This is a genomic window from Pseudomonas sp. S2_A10 (assembly GCF_054668465.1).
The window spans coordinates 4,697,838-4,717,395 of the sequence record NZ_CP162773.1 but is presented as its reverse complement, the minus strand read 5'-3'; the positions used below and the strand labels follow the sequence as shown (position 1 = coordinate 4,717,395).

General features: G+C 58.2%; 23 protein-coding genes. 9 read left to right on the top strand and 14 right to left on the bottom strand.

What is annotated here, in order from left to right:
- The first annotated feature begins 99 nt into the window (after positions 1 to 99).
- Positions 100 to 1,020 carry a LysR substrate-binding domain-containing protein gene (locus AB4N41_RS21250; RefSeq protein ID WP_042609825.1) on the top strand — a complete coding sequence of 307 codons (921 nt, stop codon included), beginning with the start codon at positions 100 to 102 and terminating at the stop codon, positions 1,018 to 1,020.
- Here AB4N41_RS21250 and AB4N41_RS21245 read toward each other — a convergent pair.
- The 4 genes from AB4N41_RS21245 to AB4N41_RS21230 all read right to left on the bottom strand — a co-directional run bounded on the left by AB4N41_RS21245 (position 941) and on the right by AB4N41_RS21230 (position 4,658).
- Positions 941 to 1,534 (bottom strand): DinB family protein, encoded by a 594-nt coding sequence (locus AB4N41_RS21245; protein ID WP_064361695.1) that lies wholly within the window; start codon positions 1,532 to 1,534, stop codon positions 941 to 943. The genes AB4N41_RS21250 and AB4N41_RS21245 overlap by 80 nt on opposite strands.
- A gap of 1,056 nt (positions 1,535 to 2,590) precedes the next feature.
- Complete coding sequence (locus AB4N41_RS21240; RefSeq protein WP_039760272.1) at positions 2,591 to 3,361, bottom strand: molybdopterin-dependent oxidoreductase; 771 nt, start codon at positions 3,359 to 3,361, stop codon at positions 2,591 to 2,593.
- Entirely contained in the window at positions 3,358 to 3,915 is a 558-nt protein-coding gene (locus AB4N41_RS21235; RefSeq protein ID WP_431078550.1) for a cytochrome b/b6 domain-containing protein, read from the bottom strand. The genes AB4N41_RS21240 and AB4N41_RS21235 overlap by 4 nt, the downstream gene beginning before the upstream one ends.
- A 134-nt stretch (positions 3,916 to 4,049) precedes the next feature.
- On the bottom strand, positions 4,050 to 4,658 hold the full coding sequence (locus AB4N41_RS21230; protein ID WP_042609816.1) for a hypothetical protein: 609 nt from the start codon (positions 4,656 to 4,658) through the stop codon (positions 4,050 to 4,052).
- 215 nt (positions 4,659 to 4,873) lie between these two features.
- Here AB4N41_RS21230 and AB4N41_RS21225 point away from each other — a divergent pair, with 215 nt between their 5' ends.
- Positions 4,874 to 5,569 (top strand): heavy metal response regulator transcription factor, encoded by a 696-nt coding sequence (locus AB4N41_RS21225; protein WP_039760267.1) that lies wholly within the window; start codon positions 4,874 to 4,876, stop codon positions 5,567 to 5,569.
- Positions 5,542 to 6,930 (top strand): heavy metal sensor histidine kinase, encoded by a 1,389-nt coding sequence (locus AB4N41_RS21220; protein ID WP_039760264.1) that lies wholly within the window; start codon positions 5,542 to 5,544, stop codon positions 6,928 to 6,930. The genes AB4N41_RS21225 and AB4N41_RS21220 overlap by 28 nt, the downstream gene beginning before the upstream one ends.
- Here AB4N41_RS21220 and AB4N41_RS21215 read toward each other — a convergent pair.
- Positions 6,902 to 7,408 (bottom strand): nuclear transport factor 2 family protein, encoded by a 507-nt coding sequence (locus AB4N41_RS21215; protein ID WP_042609814.1) that lies wholly within the window; start codon positions 7,406 to 7,408, stop codon positions 6,902 to 6,904. The two genes, AB4N41_RS21220 and AB4N41_RS21215, sit on opposite strands and share 29 nt — an antisense overlap.
- Positions 7,409 to 7,486: 78 nt before the next feature.
- Complete coding sequence (locus AB4N41_RS21210) at positions 7,487 to 8,245, bottom strand: SDR family oxidoreductase (protein ID WP_039760604.1); 759 nt, start codon at positions 8,243 to 8,245, stop codon at positions 7,487 to 7,489.
- 168 nt (positions 8,246 to 8,413) lie between these two features.
- Between AB4N41_RS21210 and AB4N41_RS21205 the strand changes: the two genes are divergently transcribed.
- Positions 8,414 to 9,925, top strand: a complete 1,512-nt coding sequence (locus tag AB4N41_RS21205; protein WP_223631549.1) for an MFS transporter — start codon at positions 8,414 to 8,416, stop codon at positions 9,923 to 9,925.
- Between the two features lies 1 nt (position 9,926).
- Here the strand turns inward: AB4N41_RS21205 and AB4N41_RS21200 are convergent, their stop codons facing one another.
- Complete coding sequence (locus tag AB4N41_RS21200; RefSeq protein WP_122704478.1) at positions 9,927 to 10,787, bottom strand: LysR family transcriptional regulator; 861 nt, start codon at positions 10,785 to 10,787, stop codon at positions 9,927 to 9,929.
- Positions 10,788 to 10,905: 118 nt separating this feature from the next.
- On the opposite strand from AB4N41_RS21200, the gene AB4N41_RS21195 reads away from it, so the two are divergent.
- The 4 genes from AB4N41_RS21195 to AB4N41_RS21180 all read left to right on the top strand — a co-directional run bounded on the left by AB4N41_RS21195 (position 10,906) and on the right by AB4N41_RS21180 (position 13,449).
- Positions 10,906 to 11,757, top strand: a complete 852-nt coding sequence (locus tag AB4N41_RS21195) for an NAD(P)-dependent oxidoreductase (protein ID WP_042609811.1) — start codon at positions 10,906 to 10,908, stop codon at positions 11,755 to 11,757.
- 34 nt (positions 11,758 to 11,791) lie between these two features.
- Positions 11,792 to 12,124: a chorismate mutase gene (locus AB4N41_RS21190; protein ID WP_042609810.1), complete on the top strand. Its 333-nt coding sequence runs from the start codon at positions 11,792 to 11,794 to the stop codon at positions 12,122 to 12,124.
- Between the two features lie 46 nt (positions 12,125 to 12,170).
- A complete protein-coding gene (locus AB4N41_RS21185) occupies positions 12,171 to 12,824 on the top strand; it encodes a hypothetical protein (protein ID WP_110599395.1) in 654 nt (217 codons plus the stop codon).
- A 232-nt stretch (positions 12,825 to 13,056) separates the two neighbouring features.
- On the top strand, positions 13,057 to 13,449 hold the full coding sequence (locus AB4N41_RS21180; protein WP_460137991.1) for a RidA family protein: 393 nt from the start codon (positions 13,057 to 13,059) through the stop codon (positions 13,447 to 13,449).
- Positions 13,450 to 13,640: 191 nt separating this feature from the next.
- On the opposite strand, the gene AB4N41_RS21175 is transcribed toward AB4N41_RS21180, so the two are convergent.
- On the bottom strand, positions 13,641 to 14,243 hold the full coding sequence (locus AB4N41_RS21175) for a terminase small subunit (protein WP_460137990.1): 603 nt from the start codon (positions 14,241 to 14,243) through the stop codon (positions 13,641 to 13,643).
- 222 nt (positions 14,244 to 14,465) lie between these two features.
- Here AB4N41_RS21175 and AB4N41_RS21170 point away from each other — a divergent pair, with 222 nt between their 5' ends.
- On the top strand, positions 14,466 to 14,666 hold the full coding sequence (locus AB4N41_RS21170; RefSeq protein WP_460137988.1) for a KTSC domain-containing protein: 201 nt from the start codon (positions 14,466 to 14,468) through the stop codon (positions 14,664 to 14,666).
- 137 nt (positions 14,667 to 14,803) lie between these two features.
- On the opposite strand, the gene AB4N41_RS21165 is transcribed toward AB4N41_RS21170, so the two are convergent.
- The 6 genes from AB4N41_RS21165 to AB4N41_RS21140 form a co-directional block, all read right to left on the bottom strand.
- The gene (locus AB4N41_RS21165; RefSeq protein ID WP_460137987.1) at positions 14,804 to 15,136 is read right to left on the bottom strand and encodes a phage holin family protein; all 333 of its coding nucleotides are present in this window, start codon (positions 15,134 to 15,136) and stop codon (positions 14,804 to 14,806) included.
- Between the two features lie 529 nt (positions 15,137 to 15,665).
- Positions 15,666 to 16,025 (bottom strand): PA0613 family protein, encoded by a 360-nt coding sequence (locus tag AB4N41_RS21160; protein WP_460137986.1) that lies wholly within the window; start codon positions 16,023 to 16,025, stop codon positions 15,666 to 15,668.
- The gene (locus tag AB4N41_RS21155; protein ID WP_460137985.1) at positions 16,018 to 18,243 is read right to left on the bottom strand and encodes a VapE domain-containing protein; all 2,226 of its coding nucleotides are present in this window, start codon (positions 18,241 to 18,243) and stop codon (positions 16,018 to 16,020) included. Before AB4N41_RS21155 ends, AB4N41_RS21160 begins: the two co-directional genes overlap by 8 nt.
- Complete coding sequence (locus tag AB4N41_RS21150; RefSeq protein WP_122707912.1) at positions 18,233 to 18,457, bottom strand: TraR/DksA family transcriptional regulator; 225 nt, start codon at positions 18,455 to 18,457, stop codon at positions 18,233 to 18,235. Before AB4N41_RS21150 ends, AB4N41_RS21155 begins: the two co-directional genes overlap by 11 nt.
- Positions 18,450 to 18,968: a phage regulatory CII family protein gene (locus tag AB4N41_RS21145; protein ID WP_009049401.1), complete on the bottom strand. Its 519-nt coding sequence runs from the start codon at positions 18,966 to 18,968 to the stop codon at positions 18,450 to 18,452. The genes AB4N41_RS21150 and AB4N41_RS21145 overlap by 8 nt, the downstream gene beginning before the upstream one ends.
- A gap of 319 nt (positions 18,969 to 19,287) precedes the next feature.
- On the bottom strand, positions 19,288 to 19,545 hold the full coding sequence (locus tag AB4N41_RS21140; RefSeq protein ID WP_460137982.1) for a hypothetical protein: 258 nt from the start codon (positions 19,543 to 19,545) through the stop codon (positions 19,288 to 19,290).
- Positions 19,546 to 19,558 lie beyond the last annotated feature (13 nt).

Sequence of the window (19,558 nt, the reverse complement as noted above, 5' to 3'; positions counted from 1 at the left end):
TTGAATAAGGCGTATTCAAAGTCTAGTTGCAGCAGAAACACGGTGTTCTGCCGCGTAGCTGCTTTACTTGAAAATTATGCTGCCTGCGAGGGCCTAGGAATGAATCGAAACGACTTGCGTCGCGTGGACATGAATCTTCTGGTTATTTTCGAAACCTTAATGTTCGAAAGGAACTTGACTCGGGCTGGGGAGAAACTGTTCTTAGGCCAACCCGCCGTCAGTGCCGCTTTAGCGCGGTTGCGCGACTTGTTCGACGATCCCTTGCTAGTACGCAACGGTCGTACCTTAGAGCCGACCCAGCGAGCGCTGGCAATTCTTAAAGAGTTGCAACCAGCCATGGACACCATCTCCGGAGCTGTCAGCCGAGCTAAGGATTTTGACCCATCCACCAGCCGGGACGTATTCCGAATCGGCCTTTCCGACGATGCCGAATTCGGCCTATTTCCACCATTGATCAATCAACTTCGCGAAGAGGCGCAAAAGGTTATCGTAGTGGTACGGCGGGTTAACTTTCTGCTGATGTCGACCATGCTTGCCTCCGGAGAGATTTCCGTCGGAGTCAGTTACACCACCGAGTTGCCGGCCAACGCCAAGCGCAAGAAGCTGCGGGATCTGCGCGTCAAGATACTGCGCGGCGATAATCGTCCTGGCCCCCTGACCTTGGATGAGTATTGCGAACGACCTCACGCCCTGGTGTCGTTTTCCGGGGATTTGACCGGTGCCATCGATACCGACCTGGCACGCATCGGCCGCTCGCGGCGAGTGATGCTGGCGGTACCCCAGTTCTCAGGACTGCGTGCCTTATTAGCGGGCACGGAAATGCTAGCCGCAGTGCCGGACTACGCGGCGTGCGCGCTGATCGATGGCAGCAGCCAGTTGCGTGCTGATGACCCGCCCTTTGACATCGTGCCGTCGGAGTTGTCGATGGTCTGGAGCGGGGTCAACGATAACGATCCGGCAGAGCGTTGGTTGCGCTCATTAATTGCCCAACACATGGCGACCCCTCTGCCGGTGTATTGAGCGAATTGAAATTTGGATCGGTCTCGCGCAGGAATATCGGCATGTCTGTCATTGGCGGAATGGCCGGAATGTCGAAATACATCTGGATAACCCACCCACGGTGATAGCTGGCGTGGTTGACCACATGCATCAGCATTGCTCCGGCACTCATGGTGCCGCGTTCCCCAGACACAAACGTGAACTCGACGAGTCTATCCAGCGATGCCTCGCTCTGCCGGGCGCTCCAGTCGCTGTACCAGTGATCGATCTCCTTTTGTGCCAAGCGCAAATCAGCGAGTTCGGGATGCAGCAGATCATGTGAAGTTTCGAAGCCGTGCCCCCGGCCTTCGAGGTGAGCCTGCCAAATGCAGTCCACGACGTAAATGTGATTCAAAGTGCCGATTACGTTTTTGAACACCGACACTCGCTCTTTGCTGACTTCGCCAGGAGGCAGTGCGGCCAGGCTGTCAAAGAGGCGCTGATCGGCCCAGCATTTGTAATCGGCAAGCATGCGGGCTGTGCGTACGTTGATCATGAGATTTCCCCAATTTAAATGGGCGTAATGCCAAGCATAGCCCTCACAACGAGCGGCATCGAAGACGCTGATTATCGGTCGGCAAGCGCCAGGGAGCCAATTGGGCTAGGAGACTCGAAGCCGGAAAGCGTAAAGGCGCTGCCTGCCCCCCTCAGTCTTTGCTGATCAGGGAGCCTACCAGAGTTATACGACGAAGCTGGATCAGTTGTGGAGGGTGAGCGCCAGGTAGCGGCGACGGGATGGGCCTCTGCCGCCTGAAAAACGAGCCGTCTTGAACGGCTGCTTATGGCCGAAAGCAGCCGTTCACGAACGACTACCTTCGGCCAAAAGTACCCCTGATGGAGGGCTATAACTCTCTGATGCTCAGAATAAACGGGGGATGACAGCGGGGTAGAAAAATAGGCTGTAAGTCGACGCTGCCTCATAACACCACCCACGATAGAGAAGCCATCGGGCTTTCTATTTTAGGCGAACGAAAGACCATTCAACGCTACAGGTGAGAATTGGCGGTATGTGCTTCTCCCTTAATAATACTGGCCTACGGCGAGCAAGCTCTCGAGACACGTCTAATCATAACCCCTATCCTCCGAGCTTGACCGGTTGAGGAAGGAGCTCTCGGCTGAAGAGGGATTGCGACGGCGAAAAGTCCGTATCCCAGGCGAACGCAGTGGCGCTCGAACAATCTCGGTCGGTACCCAGGTGACGGTTAGCGGCGAAAGAGCCACTGCAATGGCGAACGCATTCAGTCCCCCTGTGCCGATAACATCAGAGCAGATAGCCCTTTTTTCGCCATTGAAGGTACATGCGGCAAGATTATCAAAGAGCATCCGAGTGCGAGCTTTATCTGACTGTTGTAAAGGTGGCCTGGACTGAGCCTGCAAGAGAGATTGGAAATCTGCTCCATCACTCGTTGCCCGCATCCTGGGTTCTGATGTTGGCCAGTCGGATGGTGCTGGCGGTACTGCAGAAATACCGGTCATCGGCATGCCTCATATCACGCTTGGTGTCATGAATCTCGCCAGTGTTCCTGGCGTGACAGTTCCGTTCTTTGCTTCATCAGATCCCGCTGAACCAGTTGTAGCCCTGGTCTTCCCAATACCCGCCCGGGTTGTCGTTGCTGACGAAAATCTCGACAACATGCTTGGGGTTTTTGAATCCCAGTTTGGTGGGGACCCGAACCCTCAGCGGATAGCCGTACTCGGGCGGCAGCGCCACGTCAGCGTAATCCAGTGCCAACAGCGTCTGCGGGTGCAAGGCAGTCGGCATGTCCAGACTGGAGTAGTAACGATCGGCACATTTGAAACCGACAAATTTCGCTGTGGTGTCGGCGCCGATGTGTTCCAGGAAGGTTTTCAGCGGTACACCTCCCCATTGACCGATCGCGCTCCAGCCCTCAACACAGATCAGCCGAGTGATATCGCTGCGTTGCGGCAGCTTGCGCAAGCTTTCGAGTGTCCACGGCGCCTTGTCCCTGATCCGGCCGGAGACGGCGAGCGAGTAACTGGTCAGGTCTACTTCAGGGATATCGTCCTGACCATAGAAAGCGTTGAACGGAAACGGCTTGGTGATCTGCGCGCGGGCGAAGGTCGGCGCCAGTTTCCGTCCACTGAACAGCCACGCCTGGACCCGGTCGTTCCAACGCGACATGGCCCAAAGCACTTTGTCGACCTGATCGCCGTCCTGCAGGTTGCAACCGGTCAGCATCGACATCGCGCCAACCGTCAGGCCGGCCCGAAGAAAATGCCGGCGCTGAATGTTTTCCAGTTCAAGCTGTTGCGCAGGTTCAATCCTGACGCGCTGACGCGTTGTTATTTTAAATTCAGTCATGACCCATTTTTCTCGTTATTAGGCGTCCGCACTCCACCCGTGATCATTGGCACCAGGGTTTTTGGTACCAGAATCACCAAGACCAGGTGAATCACTACAAACGCTGCAATCATCGCCATGGCCGCAAAATGTACGTAACGAGCAACGTCGTAGCTGCCCAGTAACGCGACCAGCTCTTGAAGTTGAACCGGTTTCCAGATCGCTACACCCGAGATCACGATCAGTACACCTGCCGCCAGCACGATCCAGTACATCAGGCGCTGTACTGCGTTATAGACACCCTTTTCATGCACCAGCCGAAAGCGCAAGGCATCGGTCAGATCATGCTTCAATGCGGCAATGCCGATGGGCAGCAGCTCACGTTTGAAATGACGACTGGCCAACCCGTACAGCACATAGATTGCGCCGTTGATCAGCAGCAGCCACATGAACGCAAAATGCCAGGCAAGTGCCCCGCCCAGCCAACCGCCCACGGTCAATGACACCGGAAACCTGAAACTGAACAGTGGCGAGGCGTTGTAGATAGCCCAACCGCTCATGAACATGCAGACCATGCAGGCCGCATTGAGCCAATGGGTGAGGCGAACCGGCCAGGGATGCAGTTTCTTCTGTCTCACGTGGTTCCCCTTGCAAGCCTTCCGTGTAGCGGAGCGTTGCCAGACGGCAACGCTCAAGCTTTCTCAGATGATTACATCGGTGGCTGGAAGCCATCCTTGCCGACTGCAATGCCGCGTGCGGTGCCATCTGCAGCGGGGAACACGACGATTTTCGTTCCTTTGACCAGCTCATCGGCTTTGCCTGGCTCGACGTAGGCGATAGGCACGTCATCCGGCACGACGATTTGTTTCTCGCCGCCCTGGTAGTTGACGGTCAACGTGCGGCCGTCGGTTTTGGACAGTTTGCCAACGGTGCCGTTGGTCATGGTGCCAGTGCTGCCGTCTGCGTTCTGCCAACCGTAATGACCTTCGCCGCTGCCCTTGAGCCTGGCGTCGAATACCGTGACCTCAAGCGCCTTCAAGGTTCCGTTGGCCTGCGGGATGGCCGCCGAGCCGATGAAGCTGTCGGATTTGATCGAGTCGATATTGGCCTTCGATACCCGGCTGATACCGGTCTTGTCAGTCAGTCCGATCGTCTGCTGGGCGCCAGAGCGGACAGTGAAGGTCAGCGTGTTGTTGCTGACGCTTTCCACCGTACCGCGCAGTGGTTTGATGACCGGCATGTCGGCGGCGGTGGCAATGACGGCAGCGCTGAGCATCACCAAACCGAACGTGGTAGACAGGGCGTTTTTGAGTTGCATGGCGACGATTCCTCATGGGTTGATGTGTCGCCATCCTCGACCGCAGACCGGGACGTCACGATGACCGTCGAATGACATTTTTGTCATTCGCCAACCCTGACCATGTATGACAGAAATGTAACCGACTGCGCCCGCTCATCCCGTTACACTGCACAGCCGAGATACCGATGTCGCGGACTTAACCCCGTCATGAAGAAACCCGAGCGCGCCTGACGATGCATATCCTGCTGATCGAAGATGACACCAAAACAGGTGAGTACCTGAAAAAGGGGCTCGGTGAGTCCGGTTACAACGTCGACTGGACCCAGCATGGCGCTGACGGCCTGCACATGGCCTTGCATACGACCTATGACCTGATCGTGCTGGACGTGATGTTGCCCGGGATTGACGGGTTTCAGATCATCGAGCTGTTGCGCGCCAGACAAGACGTACCCGTGCTGTTCCTTACCGCGCGCGACCAGTTGCAAGACCGCATTCGCGGTCTGGAACTGGGCGCCGATGATTACCTGATCAAACCTTTTTCGTTTACCGAACTGCTGTTGCGCATCCGCACTATTCTGCGCCGCGGTGTCGTGCGCGAAGCCGACCATTTCCACCTTGCCGATCTCGAACTGGATCTGGTCCGGCGCCGCGTGACCCGCCAACAACAGGTGATCGTGCTGACCAACAAGGAGTTCGCCCTGCTCCATCTGTTTCTCCGTCGAGCCGGCGATGTGTTGTCCAGGACACAAATCGCTTCGGAAGTCTGGGACATGAATTTCGACAGCGATACCAACGTGGTGGACGTCGCTGTCAAGCGCCTGCGCAACAAGGTCGACCAGCCCTACCCGATCAAGCTGATCCATACCATTCGCGGTATCGGCTATGTCTGCGAGGTGAGGCCATGCGGTCCCGACGCCAACCCTCGCTGACGCTGCGATCGACCGTGGCGTTTGCCATGGTCGCGATGCTGGCCGTGGCCGGCGCGGGCTTCTATCTGTATCAGACGATGAAGGCCTCGGTATTGGTCTACAGCGATCACGCGGTGATGGGCCGTCTGGAGCATTTTCGCAAGCTCCTGCATTACGAACTCGCCATCGAAAAGCTGCGCGACAGCCCGCAGATTTTCAAGAACATGCTCGACAGCGAAGACGACATCTTCATCATTGAAGAGCCGGGGCAGCCACCGGTCATCCAGGTCAATCCACTCAACGTCACGTTGCCTGAACTGCCGGTGATCGGCCAGGACACAAAGCTGAGCGTCAGTGATCTGCGCAGCGGCGTGACCGACTCGGGAACAAGGCTGCGCGCCGCCTCCGTAGTCACGACGTCGGGTGGCCGTGTAGTCCGATTGACGGCCGCCCACCTTATGGGCAAGGAAATGGCGATGCTTGCAGCGTATCGCGAGCGCATCTACCTGGCCGTGGCCCTTGCCTTTCTGGCAACCGCGTTGCTGGGTTATCTGTTATTGCGTCGCGGGCTGCGTCCGCTGCGCAAAATGGCCGCCCATGCCGCAGCCATAACGCCTGAGCGTCTGCACAGCCGTATGGACAGCGCCGATACGCCGGTTGAATTGCAACAGCTGAGTGACGCCTATAACGCGATGCTTGATCGTCTTGCTCAGGGTTATCAGCGACTGACGCAATTTTCCGCCGACCTTGCCCATGAAATCCGCACGCCGGTCGGGTCGTTGATGGGACATTGTCAGGTTGCCCTTCGCCAACGCCGTAGCGAGGACGAATATCAGGCGCTGATCGCTTCGAACCTTGAAGAACTCGAACGGATCTCGCGCATCGTCGAAAGCATTCTATTTCTGGCGCGCGCCGATGAAGCGCAAGCCGTAGTGGAGCGCCAGCAACTGTCGCTGCATGACGAATCACAGCGCATCGCTGAGTATTTTGAGGGTTTGGCTGAAGAGCGGCGAATGAGCTTCCAAATAACGGGCGATGGTATCGTGCTCGCTGACCCCTTGCTGCTGCGCAGAGCGTTGAGCAACCTGGTGGCGAACGCTGTTCGCTACGCTTACGAGGGCACCGAGATTCTGATACGGGTATTGGAAACCCACGGAGGTGCCCGGATTGAGGTGGAGAACCAAGGGCCGGTGCTGGGCGACGAAACCCTGGGCAAACTCTTCGACCGCTTTTACCGTGGCGATGCGTCTCGGCACCAGAATTCCGACTCCTACGGGCTTGGCCTCGCCATTGTCGTGGCCATCATGCAACTGCATGACGGCCACGTGGGTGTCGAACAGCCAAGGGCCGGGACTATTCGTTTTTCGCTGTCGTTCCCTTGAGCTGCTCGAACGGTGCAAACTGTTCTTCGCCCGCTGCGGGTACCCAATCTTTTAACGGCGTCAGGAAATGCATTTCAAAACGACGTGACAGGAACGCCCACTTTCCGTCCCGACGTTCAAACCTGTCGTGGTAAAGACCGCTGACTTGCACCGGGCCTTTTTCAATGTCATGAAACAGGCAATCCGCAGCTACCGTGCCCACTGCGCTGTCACCCTCGATTTCAATCAGCGGGTTGGCCATCCAGTGGTGCATATGGGGCATCTGGCGCCAGCTGTTTTGCGCCATCGCCAGGATTTCGTCACGGTTTCCAGCCTGGCCAAAACCCGGTAGATCCAGTGTCGACTCTTCGTGCCAGATTGAGCTAAGAAGCGAGGCGTCGATGCGGTCGAAAGCATTGGCGTAGGCGCTGATCAGCGACTCGATGGCGGCGCGACTTTCCAGGGCGTCCAGTCGGGCTGTCAGTTGTTCATTGTTCATGATGAGGTTTCCTGCAGGGGCTGCGCATAAGCGAGGAAGGCAGCCCTGCGCGAGGGCTGCGCTAGGTTGAGCACGTGGTCAGATCTGCGACAGGCCGCCGTCGACCATCAACTCCACACCGTTGACATATTTCGCATCGGCAGACGCAAGAAACAGCGCCGACGAGGCGATTTCCTCAGGCTCGGCCATGTACCCCAATGGCGTGATCTGCTCGACGTGCTGACGCAGCGCGGCGACGTCGGTTTCGCTCATCTTCAAGCCGTTATCCATCAGCGGTGTGCGGGTGAAGCCAGGGCTCAGGACATTCGCTCTGATCTTGCGACCTTTGAGTTCGTTGGCCCACGTCCTGGCAAAGGAACGTACCGCGGCTTTGGAGGCGTTGTAGAGGCTCAGTCCTTCCATGCCATTGCTGGAACAGATAGAGGCCGTCAGCACGATCGAAGCGCCATTTTTCAACAATGGCATCAACGTCTGTACAGTAAAAAAGACTCCCTTTACGTTGATGTCGAACATGTTGAAATAGGCGGCCTCGGTGGTCTCGCCCAGCGGGTTCTTTTCACAAATACCCGCATTGGCAAACACTGAGTCCAGTTGATCGCCGTGCGCCTCAATCGTCGCCTTGAGCTCGTCCAGATCAACCTGGCGCGCGACATCGGAAATGACCGCGACCGCCCTGTCGCCAAGCTTGGCCACCGCAGCCTCCAGCGTGGCTGCAGAACGCCCGGTGATGTAAACGCGCCTGGCGCCCTCGGCAATCAAACCCTGTGCAATCGCAAATCCGATCCCGGTGGACGCGCCGGTGACGACTGCGACCTGATCAGCGAATTTACCTGACATAACTGACTCCTCGATTTCGGTTGTGTGGCTCGACTGGAACCACAGTGCGGCCATTTTGCGAGGAGGCAGGGGCGCAGCGGCACTGCCATAAATGAACATTGGCCGTTCATTTATGTGAGGCGTCAGCCAGGGTTTGATCGTTTAGATTGAAGTCAGCTTATTCAAAGCATGACTCGCAATCGAAAATATTCTGGAGCCGAAGGGTTTCAGAAAGGAGACCTTATGCCTGAGAAAATAGTAGCCCTTCCGGAACAGCGGCGCTGGCTGATGTTCGCCATCCTGTTGGTCGGTGCATTCTTGCCGCCGCTGGATTTCTTCATCGTGAACGTAGCGCTGCCTTCGATTCAGCAATCGCTGGGCACGGCCTCCTCTGCCGAACAGTTGATCATCTCTTCTTACGCGGCGCTGTATGCCGTGACACTGATCACCGGCGGAAGGCTTGGCGACATCTTTGGCCGCATGAGAATGTTCTTCGTTGGCCTGATTGGCTTTGCCGTCGCCTCACTGATCTGCGGTGTCGCCGAGTCACCCTGGGTGTTGATCGCCGGACGCTCGCTGCAAGGCGTGACGGCCGCTGTCATGGCGCCGCAGGCACTCGCTTCAGTGCAGGCGATATTCCCTGAGTCGGAAAAACCCTTGGCGTTGAGCCTGTACGGTGCGGTGTTTGGTTTGGCGTCGGTAGTCGGCCAGGCACTTGGCGGGATTCTGATCTCGCTCAACCTGATGAACCTGGGCTGGCGGTCGATATTTCTGGTGAATCTACCGATTGCGTTGCTGGTCATTCTGATCGCCATCCCCGTGGTCAAGGAAACCCGCGCACCCCAGACCAGCAAGCTGGATCTGGGTGGAACGCTGTTGTCGATGGTGACGCTTGCGGCGCTGATCGTTCCACTGATCGAGGGACGTGAAGCGGGCTGGCCGTGGTGGGCCTGGCTGTCGCTGGCGGCGGTGCCACTGCTGGCCTGGCTGTTCTGGCGCTACGAAGCCCGCTTGTATCAAGCGCAAGGCGCGCCGTTGCTGAACCCTGCTGCACTGCGTGCGCCCGGGCTGGGCCGGGCATTGCTGGTGGCGCTGACTTTTTACGCGATCGGCGTGTTCTTCCTGCTGTTTTCCATCTATTTACAGGGAGCGCTGCATACGAGCCCGCTCAGTGCAGGTCTGGTCTTTCTGCCATTCGGCGCTGGTTTCTTGCTGGGGCCGCTCGCCACCCATCTATTCCGGCGTTTGCTGGGGTCTTATGTGAATCCCTTCGGAATGGCACTCGAAGTGCTGGGGTTCGTGCTATTGGCCTGGCTCGTGGCGCACACGCCAACCGCCGTCACGCCCTCTGCGCTGTCCCTTGCCGTGATTCTCTTTCTGATCGGTTTCGGACAAGGACTGGCCCTTCCGACATTGATGCGCATGATCACTGGACGCGTGGCACCGGCGTATTCCGGCATGATTGCGGGCATCACCAGTTCCACACTGCAAATCAGCACGGCACTGAGCGTAGCGATCATCGGTGGCATTTTTTACACGCTTCTGGGCAAGGACACGGACGCGGCGGCCATCACCCACGCCTTCACCGTCGCCATACTGTGCATCGCTGCGTGTCTGGTGGTAGGCGCAGGACTGAGTCTGAGTCTGGCGCGCCAATCTGCTGCAGAGCTGCAAACGGCGGCCATGCAGCCGGCAGAGTGAATCAACCGCCTGCCTGAGTGCCAATCATGACGGAGGCCAGGTCGGCAAGCGCGCGCAGACTGTCCATCTGGCGCATGTCCTGGTGGTAGCCCATCCAAATGTCGCGGCCTGGTGGCGGTTCATCTGAATCGATCAGACGCAGCGCCGTCAACTGGTCGCCCAAAGCGCGGGGCAATACCGCGACGCCCTGCCCCTGCGCACACATTTGCGCCTGGACTGTGCGGCTGCTACTGGTAAACACGGTACGCGCCAGAGGGTAACGCTGCTGCAGCCACTGCACATCGGGATAATGAGACTGGGCAACACTCATGGTGATCAGACCCAGCCCGGCGCCCTGTGGCTCAGGGTCAGCAGATCCAACGGCTGCGTATAACCCGTAAGTCAGGGAGATCAGCTTGCGGTGCACGATATCGGGTTCGGTGAACGGAACGATTCGAAACGCGATGTCGGCGTCGCGGCGAGCCAGATCAAACAATCGATGCCCGGCAATGACCTCGGGCACGATCAATGGATAACGCCGGCCCAGTTCACTCAGCACCGGGGCCAGCACATAACAGGCGAACCAGTCAGCGCAGGAAATGCGCAGCACACCTTCGGGCTGTGCGCTGTCCCCCGCGAGGCGCCTTTCGATGGCCAACGCACTTTGCTCCATTTCCTGCGCGAGGCTGAGGAGCTTCTCGCCGCTGTCGGTCAACACGAGACCTTGGTTGGTACGCAGGAAAACGGGTTGGCCACTGAACTGTTCCAGCACCTGCAAGCGCCGCCCCACGGTCGGATGGCTGACCCCCAACAGCTTGGCGGCAGCCCCTAATGACCCGCTGCGGGCAATCGCGAGAAAGACCCGCACATCACTCCAGTCCATGCTCCGCCCCCGTACAAAAATGAACAGTGAGAGTGCAGCAATGGCAGTGCCGTAGCAATCCCGTGCCCGACATACTTGTCTGCATTCACCGTCGTCGAATACCAACCGGAGACTGCAAATGAAGATTGGTTTTATCGGAGTGGGATGCATGGGCAGAGCCATCATTCCACTGCTCGTCCGCGCTGGCCATCACGTCTCGGCATGGAACCGCAGTCAGGCGGCGATCAAGGATCTCGAAGGCATCAGCGTTATCGAAACGCCGGCCTCGGCGTTCCAGCAAGAGGTAGTCATCACTCTTCTGGCCGATGATGCCGCCGTCAGGCAAGTGCTGCTCTCCAGCGCTGTTCTGGAAACTGCAGACAAAGCTTGCGTGCATGTCGTGATGTCGACCTTGTCGCCTTCGCTGATGTTGGAGTTGCAGCGCGAACATGAAGCCGTCGGCATGCCATTGATCGCGGCGCCGGTCTTCGGCGTGCCCGCCGTGGCGGCCAAGGGCGAGTTGAATATCCTGGCGGCCGGATCGCAGGCCGCTGTCTCGACCGTCCAACCGCTGTTCGACCTGCTCGGGAAAAAAACCTGGTATCTGGGCGACCAACCTGAACAGGCCTGTATCGCGAAAATCGCCGGCAACATGATGATCACCCAAGCCATCCAGTCGCTGGGCGAAGCCAGCGGACTCGTTCAACGCCACGGACTGAGCCCTTCGATTTTCATCAAGCTCATGACCCAGACCCTGTTCGCCTGCCCCAGTTATCAACGTTATGGGCAGAACATCGTCAGCAGCAATTTTGAACCGGGATTCAAACTGTCGCTTGGCCTCAAGGATATGAATCTGGCGATCGATGCGGGTCGTCTCAAGGGGCTGGAGTTGCCAGCGGCGGATGCCGTGCGATTGAAAATGACGTCGGCGGTAGCCAGGGGAGATGGCGACAAGGACTGGTCGGTTTTTGCTCAGCAGACGAATCATTGAGAAGCTCTTTCGAACACCTGTCACGAGGTCATTCATGGAAAACTCCGACATCGCGCGTCAACTCTCAACATTCAGGAAAACCATCGACAATATCGACGCCGCCCTCATCCACCTGCTCGCGGAACGGTTTCGCTGTACCGATGAGGTCGGATTGCTCAAGGCCCGATATCAGTTGCCTGCGGTAGACGAGGCCAGAGAGCAGCAGCAATACCAGCGTCTGGCAGCACTTGCTCAGGAGGCCGAGCTGGATACGGCCATCGTGCAGAGGCTGATGCAGTTGGTCATTGGCGAAGTGGTCGAGCGCCACAGGCAGATCGCCGCCAGGCATGCCCCGGCACCCGCCAATAACCCTGACCCTCGGGCCTGACCCCGGCGCCACTTATCGAAGCAATCAGACAAACGAGCAGAACCGCATGAAATGGCCAACGATCGAGCAAATTCGCAGCTTCACCGATTTACCCTATGGCTACAGTTGGGATTACCTGAAACGTGAGGAGATCAATGTCGCGACAGATTTTTTCCGGACATGGTTTCCCTCCATTTCGGTGGGGTTGGCAAGCCCGTTTCTGGACCAGCAGTTCTACGCAGACAACGTGGTGCTCGAAGACGATCCGGATCGAGGCATATTCGCTACCGTCGTCCGCCAGAACGATGAGATTGTCGCTATCGCCACGTGGGAAAAAATTGACGGTGCTGACGTTATTTTCGGGCGGGTCGGCGCGGTAGCCAAACCGCACAGACAAGCCAGACTGGCCGTTGCGGCCCAGGACCTGGGAGAAAAAATCGGCACGTTCATGGGCGCGGGGCTGATCTATGGCATGGCAACAACCCGCACGCCGTATATGCAACAAGCACTGGAGCAAGCCGGTTACAAAGCGGTAGGGATAATGCCTGGCTTGGACCGGGAAGAAACAGCACCTGGAATCGTGCGCAGGGTTTACGAAGTCATCTACGTAAAACGGCTCGCACCACACGCCGACTTTCTCATTCCTGCCGGTCATAACCTTACCCCTACAGTCGCGCGACTTTACGCAGATATATTTCAAGGTGATGACGACACGAACTGACGAGCCAGCCTAGCAGCGAACCAACCATCGAAATGCTTCTGATCAGTAACGCTACCGGCTCGCGCCTTTTGCATCGATCGAGGTAGCCACATTAGGTAATGAGTTCAAAAAGACTCAGCAGCGGCTAAAAGCACCTGTGGGGTTGATTAATAGATGAGAAGTGAACTGAGTGGACGCGGCTCTGGCCCCTGAGTTAGCTTTCGTAACCGTTCTAACTTGGGGCTCCGCAATCATGACTGACCGTCAGATCATTGTTCCAGATGGCATGAGATTGATCTACGAGCGCGCGGGTTATGCACCAGCAGTAAAGGTAGGAAAAACTCTCTACTGCGCGGGTCAGGTAGGCAGGACGCCGGAATTATCCGTCATTGAAGAACCTGAGCAGCAGTTTTTTGCTGCATGGGACAATCTCCGGATCGTCTTGGAGGCAGGTGGCTGTAAATTTGAAGATGTCGTAGAAATGACAACTTACCACGTCAACATGCACCGTCACATGCCAATTTTCAGACGCGTAAAGGATAAAGTCTTTCCGAGAAGCACTTGTGCATGGACCTGCATTGGTGTCAGTGAATTAGCTCGACCTGGCCTTCTCGTGGAGATCAAGTGCGTCGCAGTAGAGCGATAACCTTCTGACAAGCACCTGCATATCCAGATCTTAAAATGGGTGACTACGCATGCGGTGGTAGATTCAAAATTACACTCGCCTGCTGCATTGGTAGGCGCGTGATAACACTTTACGCCGACGGCTAATACTGACTGGAAGCAGGCGCCAATCAATTCCGATGCGAGCAGAAAAATGCCTATCAGCGGATATCCTTAGCACTCGCTCAACGCAAATCCAAAGTCATCGCTTGACACTTGTGCCGCTTCGTTAAGTCGTTGGCGCAGCGCAGCCGTTAGCTGCCTCTCCACCTCCCACGGATCCGACAGCGCGGCGAGTTTTGGCGCCAATTGCGGCGACAGGCTCATTAGCGAATGATTAAGCGATCGCGCCGTTTCAAAAGCGGCTTTCTGCACAAAGCTGGTTTCCACCAGCTCCCCCTGCGCCTTGCGAAACTCCATCTCAGCCATCCGCGCCAAGTAGTGCTCGCGATGTGCACGCGCTTTCTGAAAGTCCGGGGACTGCCCTTGCGCGAGATCAACGGGCGGGGGCGCAGCCATGTTAGTCGACTCGGATTTTGCAGCGACGTGGCTGTACACATCACGTTGAAGCCGCTCCTGTTGGTGGCGAGCAGCGACGGAAGCCTTGCTCGGGTCAGCGGTATCGCGGATCAATGCTTCGGTGGCCAGAACGTCGACCTGCTTGCCATTGGGAGACAGGACCAGTCGACCGTTTTCCTTCAGCCAGGTGATGTAACTCGGCGACCGTCCGATGTGCGCAGCAAAGGCGCTCTTCGACAGGTACGTAGCTGTGCTCATAAGCCCTCCTTTTCAGCGGCTTTTCAATGAATCCTTTCAAGATTTCAGTGGATTGAAATTTCAGTAAGCTGGCGGGTCTCCCACTAACACGATCCCGCGGGTTTCCGACCCCGTGTCCTTTGAAAGTCCTCAGGGTCCCCGGCGCTTTTTTGTCGGGCGGGGCCGCAGGCTCACCCCTTTCGACTAGTCTCTGTTGATGATCCGTCAGCGGGGAGAGATGTCATGGAAATGATTGCCGTGTACTCCAGTGCAATGACCGCTGTTGGTTATGATCCAGGCACCAAACAGATGAGGATCCGCTTTCAACAGGGACACTCTTACGATTTCTACAATGTCCCCCTGTCCATACACAACGGGTTGATATCCGCTGTATCCAAGGGCGCCTACTACAACCAACACATACGTGATCGTTATCAGCGCTGAGCAGTCCCTGCCGTTTGGAAAGACGGACATCCCTGCGAAGGTTTCAGCTAGAGAGATTCCGCGAGTTCGATAACCCGTGTAGGGGGCGGCCCTCAGGGAGGACCCGTAAATTCGGCGCCCTACCCGGCCTGCTCGGCTCATGCCTTCGGCTCGGCCTCGCTCAGGTCCAGCCGCTTGGCCACCCAGCGCTCGTACAAGCCGATGGCGACATCCGCGCCTCCCATCGCGGTCAGGCAACCCAGGGCGCCCGCCGTCCAGATCGATAAGCCCGCGCCGAACAGCAACATCATTGCTGACACGCCGCAGACGATGCAGGCGCCGGACCGAAGTGCGAGGCGGCGCAACAATGCCCAGCCTCGTGCCCCATCCTTGTCAGCGCGCCACATCTCGCCGGACACACCGCCAACCAGGGACAGGGCAATCACCAACCAGATCGGCATCTCTGCCAGTGCCTGTTGCTCGTTCGTCATTGCGCTGCCCCTTAAACAAAAAGACCCGGCGCAATGGCCGGGTCAGGTGGTGGATGGCCTGCCGCGCTTTGCGGTCGCACCCATCGAAGATGGCCCCTTTTTACAGGTCGATTCTGGTGGCAGCAAGACCGTTTTAATGCCATCCGGTGAATGTGTGGGTTACGCCCGGTGAACGGCTGGCGAATGTCGGTGAATATCTATCCCGGCTGTCTTTTGCTTTTCCGGCGTCCCATGCGTCCCACCTCTCCAAAACTAGGTGGGACGTCTGAAAGCCCCGCAGATTGGGGCCTTGCCCCACCGTCCTACTTTTAACTCTCCTTTCTCGTGTATAGAGAGAATATTTAAAAACACGCGTGCGCGTGAACACGCGCATTGATGCCCGCTACGCATACACGGGCGGGAGACATGAAAAAGGTAGGACGGTGGGACAGCCCAACAACGACGGGGCCTGCGCCCGTCCCACCACCGCAAAAAGCGGTGGGACGGAGGCAGGCCGGTGGGACGGCGTGAGCCAGAGTACTGCCCACGATCAAGCCGCTTCCCCCAGGAGGAAGTGCTCGACCACGATGTGAGCGTCATGCAGGCGCTGGTAGTAGAGGTTGCGTGTGCAGCCACTGCGTGCCAGACGTGCAGCGAGAGGTGCGTCGGGCTGGAAGTAATGCACCTTGACGACCGTCATCAGCTCGGGATCAAGGCGTTTCTTGACGATCCGCTCGATGTCCAGAGAAACCTCCAGCGGCACCCTGCTCCCGCGCCTGCCGCGCACGAGCTGCCCCCCACTCTCCATCATCATCGCAACCATGTTGCCACCTGAGTATCCAGCGGCCACTTCGTCGCTGTGCAGCTCCTGCGCCCACTGCTTGAGGGCCATATCGATCGCTTTAATCATCGAAGCACGGCTCCTCAAACTCAGGTTGTTCCAGCGCAGGCGCCCTGCCCCAACCCTCCGGTTTCTTGTACGCCCATGGCCGCTGGCCGCTCTTGCTCAAGGCGCCCAAACGGAAACGTCGCCAGCCCAGTCGATGCAAGATCGCCCCCACGCGCATCTGCTCCGGTTTCCCCCAATGACCGGGATCGAGCTTGAGCGCCTGACTCATCACCTCACTGCCGGTGGTGGTCTCGCCGATCTGCGACTCTTCAAGCCATGTCAGGATGGGCGTTTCCCATTCGTCCACTACAAAGCGTTCGTCCTGTTCCTCGCTGAACATCGGCGCTTCCTCTCGTGTTACCCACCAGAGGTCGCCGGCCTCAAAGCAGAACATCGCTTCGGCCCACAGCTGATCGCGGATCTCGCGCAGCAACGCCACGTCGACCTTGGTACAGGCCACCGGCCAATAGCGTCGGTTGCCGGTGGCATCCTTGAGGTATTCGTCCTGGTTAGTCGTGCCGACGAAAACACACTGGCGTGGCACGTCCAGCGTTCTGCGGCCATAGCTTTCGCGGTAGGTGTCGGTCGAGGCCGAGAAGAATTGCTTGGCCTTGGTGCTCTCGGCCTTGTTGAAGCTGTCCAGCTCGCCGAGCTCAACGATCCACTTGCCGCGAATCGCCTGAAAGCCATCCTTGTCGCCGAGGGCAAACGGCGTGTCCATGAACCACTCACCGCCGAGCACGCTCATGGCGGTCGACTTACCGGCGCCTTGCACGCCTTCGAGGATCATCACCGAGTCCGCCTTGCAGCCGGGCTTCATCACCCGCGCGACGGCCGAGATCATCCAGCGCTTGCCGACCTTGGACGTGTAGTCCGTTGTCTTCACGCCCATGACATCCGTCAGCCACCGCTCCAGGCGCGGCACACGATCCCATTCCAGTTTCTTCAAGTACTCGCGCACCGGGTGAAAGGCGTGGTCGTGTGCAACCACGCTGACAGCCTCGATCACGTGCGAGGACTTCACACGCAGGTTGTACTGCTGCGCGAGCCACTTCATCACGCGCACATCATCAATGTCTGCCCACTCGCCGGTACCACCGCCATAAGGAGCAGCACGCAACTTGACGATCTTCGAGCTGAAGGCGCAGTAGCTGATCACCCCGGCCCAGCGTTCGTCGTGAGCGAGGATCAATTCGACGTTCTGCATGTGCGCGATCAGGGCGCCGCTCTCGCTGCGGGCGAGTTGATCTTTCCAGCCACCAGCTGCGGGTGGGCGCACCACCGCGAGGACTTGTCGACGCACTGCGTCGAGGCCTTCGGCGACATGCAGATCGTTGAAGTCGGTCCACTTGTCGTGACGTTCAATCGAGAAGATCGGCGCAACGACCTGGGCACCGACGATCAGCGCGGCGTTGCTAGCCTTCTCTTCACCCGGGTTCCATGCATCGCCGTTGGGCTTGGTGGTCTTCCAGTCGTCATCGCGGCAGATGATCAGCGGGCAACCGGCGAAGCGCTCGCGCATGACCTTGCACACGGCCAACAGGTTGCCCGCATCGAAGGCTACGGCCACAGCGAGAGAGGTCGCCATGTGCAGGCTGGCGCCGGTGGCGTAACCCTCACAGACCAGCACCGGTTCGCCCGGCACCGGGTGCGGACCAAGCAGGTGGAATGTGCCCTCCTTCGCCATGCCGTAAGGCCAGTAGGATTTGTCGCGGCCAGTGTCTTCCTGCTTGTTCGGGAAGATCACCTGCAGGCCCATGATCTGATCACGAGCATTGTTCATCGGGACCAGTACCGCACCGGTGCGCGTCGCGTAACGCACCTTGATACCGACGATCTGTTTGCGGTCCAGGTAGTCGCTGCGCCCGGTGGTCGGCATACGCTCGAACAAACCCTGCGCCCTTTTCGCGGCCCGCCGCGCAGCGTTACTCGCGATTTCGGCGGCACGGCGCTTGGCTTCTTCTTGGCGGGCGCGCATCACTTCGCGCTCTTCCGGCGACATGCGCCCGGCCTTGACCTTGATCTTCTGCGTCTCGCCCGAACGCCAGTCACCGAAAGCGCCGAAGATCAGCGTGTCGCCCTTCTCCGTGCGCTGCTCGTGGACCACGTACCAGCCGTTCTTTTCCTTGCCCTTGTCCTTGTCCTGCGATGTCTTGCAGCGGGTCAGCTTGCCGAACACCAGCGGTTGCGCTGGCTCCAGACCGTAATCGGCGAATTGGCCCAATACCTCATCGAGCATGCTGAATACCCCGCTCAGAGAGGGACTGGCAGCTGATGCATTGCGAGCAACCCGGTTGAGCCAGGCGGCGTGCTTCCGGGATCGGGTCGTCGCAGGCTTCACAGAACAGCAAGGAATGGGCAGCGCTTTCGGCCTTGGCAGCGCTGCGCGCCGCCATGGCCTGATCAATGCGTTCCTGCACCAGGTCGTTAGCGAGATCGGCGATGTCAGCCACGGTCAGCACCTCGCGTCGTCTGGTTGACGTAGGTGGCGCGGTTGAACAACCCGAGCAGCCCTTGAATGCCCCGGAACACCTGCAGACGAATCGCCGCGAGTTCCTGATCGGTGACGACACCGTCGCCGATGCTCTTGGCCCAGGTCTCGGCCAGATCAGCGACTTGGCGGAAGTATTCGGCGATGCCGGTGGTGAGGGTCTCGGGCATGTCGTTGGTGTAGGTGTCGGCCAGCTCCTGCCAGATCGTGTCGCCGACCAGCGCATGCACCGCATCGAGAATGCGGCGATCCTTGGTCAGTTCGAGGATCTCGCCAAACTCCTGAATGTTGATGGAGTGGCTCGGATGGGTTGGCGACAGCTTGTGCTGCAACGTGGTCGGGTTGCGACCAGTTGTAGCAGCGATAGCAGCAGCGCCGCCTGGGTAATCGCGAGCGGCGTGGTACAGCGCTAAATCGAGCGGCAGGATTTCCCGCTGCGCCCGTTCCAGAGAACTGAGAGCGATACGGCTCATGGCATTAATCCTAAAAGTTGCCAGTGCCACGCGACAGAAGTTGGTGATACATTTGCCGCGTGGTCTGGAGAGGCCCAAACGCCGGTAACCCTTGCAGGGGACAACCGGCACCGTGCCGGGGCGAACAATCCGTTGTTCACCCCTGGCGCAACAGCTGCCAGCTCTGTGGTAAGAACGGCAGCAACACCAAGGCTTCCAAGCCTTGGAAACGCGATGAAGGTCGGCGGCATGTGGTGTGCTCACCCTCCGACATCGCGACCCGACCGCATTGTGGTGATGCTGTCGGGAGAAACTGGGCGACCCTTGGGTCGCCTTTTTTCTATGCAGCTTTCTGTGGTGCAGATTTTCCGAGCAGCCAATCGGCTTCGAATGGGTTGCCTTTTTCTCGTGCAGCTGCAGCAAGCAATTTCGCGTACTCCGTCTCACCTGTGTAATCGGTGCGTGGTAACGAAGCTGCTAGCCTCCACTTGTTGAGTGCTTGATAACTGCGTCCACACACACGTGCTGCTGCTCCAATACCGCCTACAGCCTCAAAGGCGAAGGCAATGGCATTTGGGAAGCTCTGTGGGTTAAGCATGAATGCCTCCTTT

Excerpts from the sequence above, each read along its gene's own strand:
- AB4N41_RS21250 (WP_042609825.1), top strand. The coding sequence starts at position 100 with ATGAATCGAAACGACTTGCGTCGCGTGGACATGAATCTTCTGGTTATT.
- AB4N41_RS21245 (WP_064361695.1), bottom strand. The coding sequence starts at position 1,534 with ATGATCAACGTACGCACAGCCCGCATGCTTGCCGATTACAAATGCTGG.
- AB4N41_RS21240 (WP_039760272.1), bottom strand. The coding sequence starts at position 3,361 with ATGACTGAATTTAAAATAACAACGCGTCAGCGCGTCAGGATTGAACCT.
- AB4N41_RS21235 (WP_431078550.1), bottom strand. The coding sequence starts at position 3,915 with ATGGTCTGCATGTTCATGAGCGGTTGGGCTATCTACAACGCCTCGCCA.
- AB4N41_RS21230 (WP_042609816.1), bottom strand. The coding sequence starts at position 4,658 with ATGCAACTCAAAAACGCCCTGTCTACCACGTTCGGTTTGGTGATGCTC.
- AB4N41_RS21225 (WP_039760267.1), top strand. The coding sequence starts at position 4,874 with ATGCATATCCTGCTGATCGAAGATGACACCAAAACAGGTGAGTACCTG.
- AB4N41_RS21220 (WP_039760264.1), top strand. The coding sequence starts at position 5,542 with ATGCGGTCCCGACGCCAACCCTCGCTGACGCTGCGATCGACCGTGGCG.
- AB4N41_RS21215 (WP_042609814.1), bottom strand. The coding sequence starts at position 7,408 with ATGAACAATGAACAACTGACAGCCCGACTGGACGCCCTGGAAAGTCGC.
- AB4N41_RS21210 (WP_039760604.1), bottom strand. The coding sequence starts at position 8,245 with ATGTCAGGTAAATTCGCTGATCAGGTCGCAGTCGTCACCGGCGCGTCC.
- AB4N41_RS21205 (WP_223631549.1), top strand. The coding sequence starts at position 8,414 with ATGACTCGCAATCGAAAATATTCTGGAGCCGAAGGGTTTCAGAAAGGA.
- AB4N41_RS21200 (WP_122704478.1), bottom strand. The coding sequence starts at position 10,787 with ATGGACTGGAGTGATGTGCGGGTCTTTCTCGCGATTGCCCGCAGCGGG.
- AB4N41_RS21195 (WP_042609811.1), top strand. The coding sequence starts at position 10,906 with ATGAAGATTGGTTTTATCGGAGTGGGATGCATGGGCAGAGCCATCATT.
- AB4N41_RS21190 (WP_042609810.1), top strand. The coding sequence starts at position 11,792 with ATGGAAAACTCCGACATCGCGCGTCAACTCTCAACATTCAGGAAAACC.
- AB4N41_RS21185 (WP_110599395.1), top strand. The coding sequence starts at position 12,171 with ATGAAATGGCCAACGATCGAGCAAATTCGCAGCTTCACCGATTTACCC.
- AB4N41_RS21180 (WP_460137991.1), top strand. The coding sequence starts at position 13,057 with ATGACTGACCGTCAGATCATTGTTCCAGATGGCATGAGATTGATCTAC.
- AB4N41_RS21175 (WP_460137990.1), bottom strand. The coding sequence starts at position 14,243 with ATGAGCACAGCTACGTACCTGTCGAAGAGCGCCTTTGCTGCGCACATC.
- AB4N41_RS21170 (WP_460137988.1), top strand. The coding sequence starts at position 14,466 with ATGGAAATGATTGCCGTGTACTCCAGTGCAATGACCGCTGTTGGTTAT.
- AB4N41_RS21165 (WP_460137987.1), bottom strand. The coding sequence starts at position 15,136 with ATGACGAACGAGCAACAGGCACTGGCAGAGATGCCGATCTGGTTGGTG.
- AB4N41_RS21160 (WP_460137986.1), bottom strand. The coding sequence starts at position 16,025 with ATGATTAAAGCGATCGATATGGCCCTCAAGCAGTGGGCGCAGGAGCTG.
- AB4N41_RS21155 (WP_460137985.1), bottom strand. The coding sequence starts at position 18,243 with ATGCTCGATGAGGTATTGGGCCAATTCGCCGATTACGGTCTGGAGCCA.
- AB4N41_RS21145 (WP_009049401.1), bottom strand. The coding sequence starts at position 18,968 with ATGAGCCGTATCGCTCTCAGTTCTCTGGAACGGGCGCAGCGGGAAATC.
- AB4N41_RS21140 (WP_460137982.1), bottom strand. The coding sequence starts at position 19,545 with ATGCTTAACCCACAGAGCTTCCCAAATGCCATTGCCTTCGCCTTTGAG.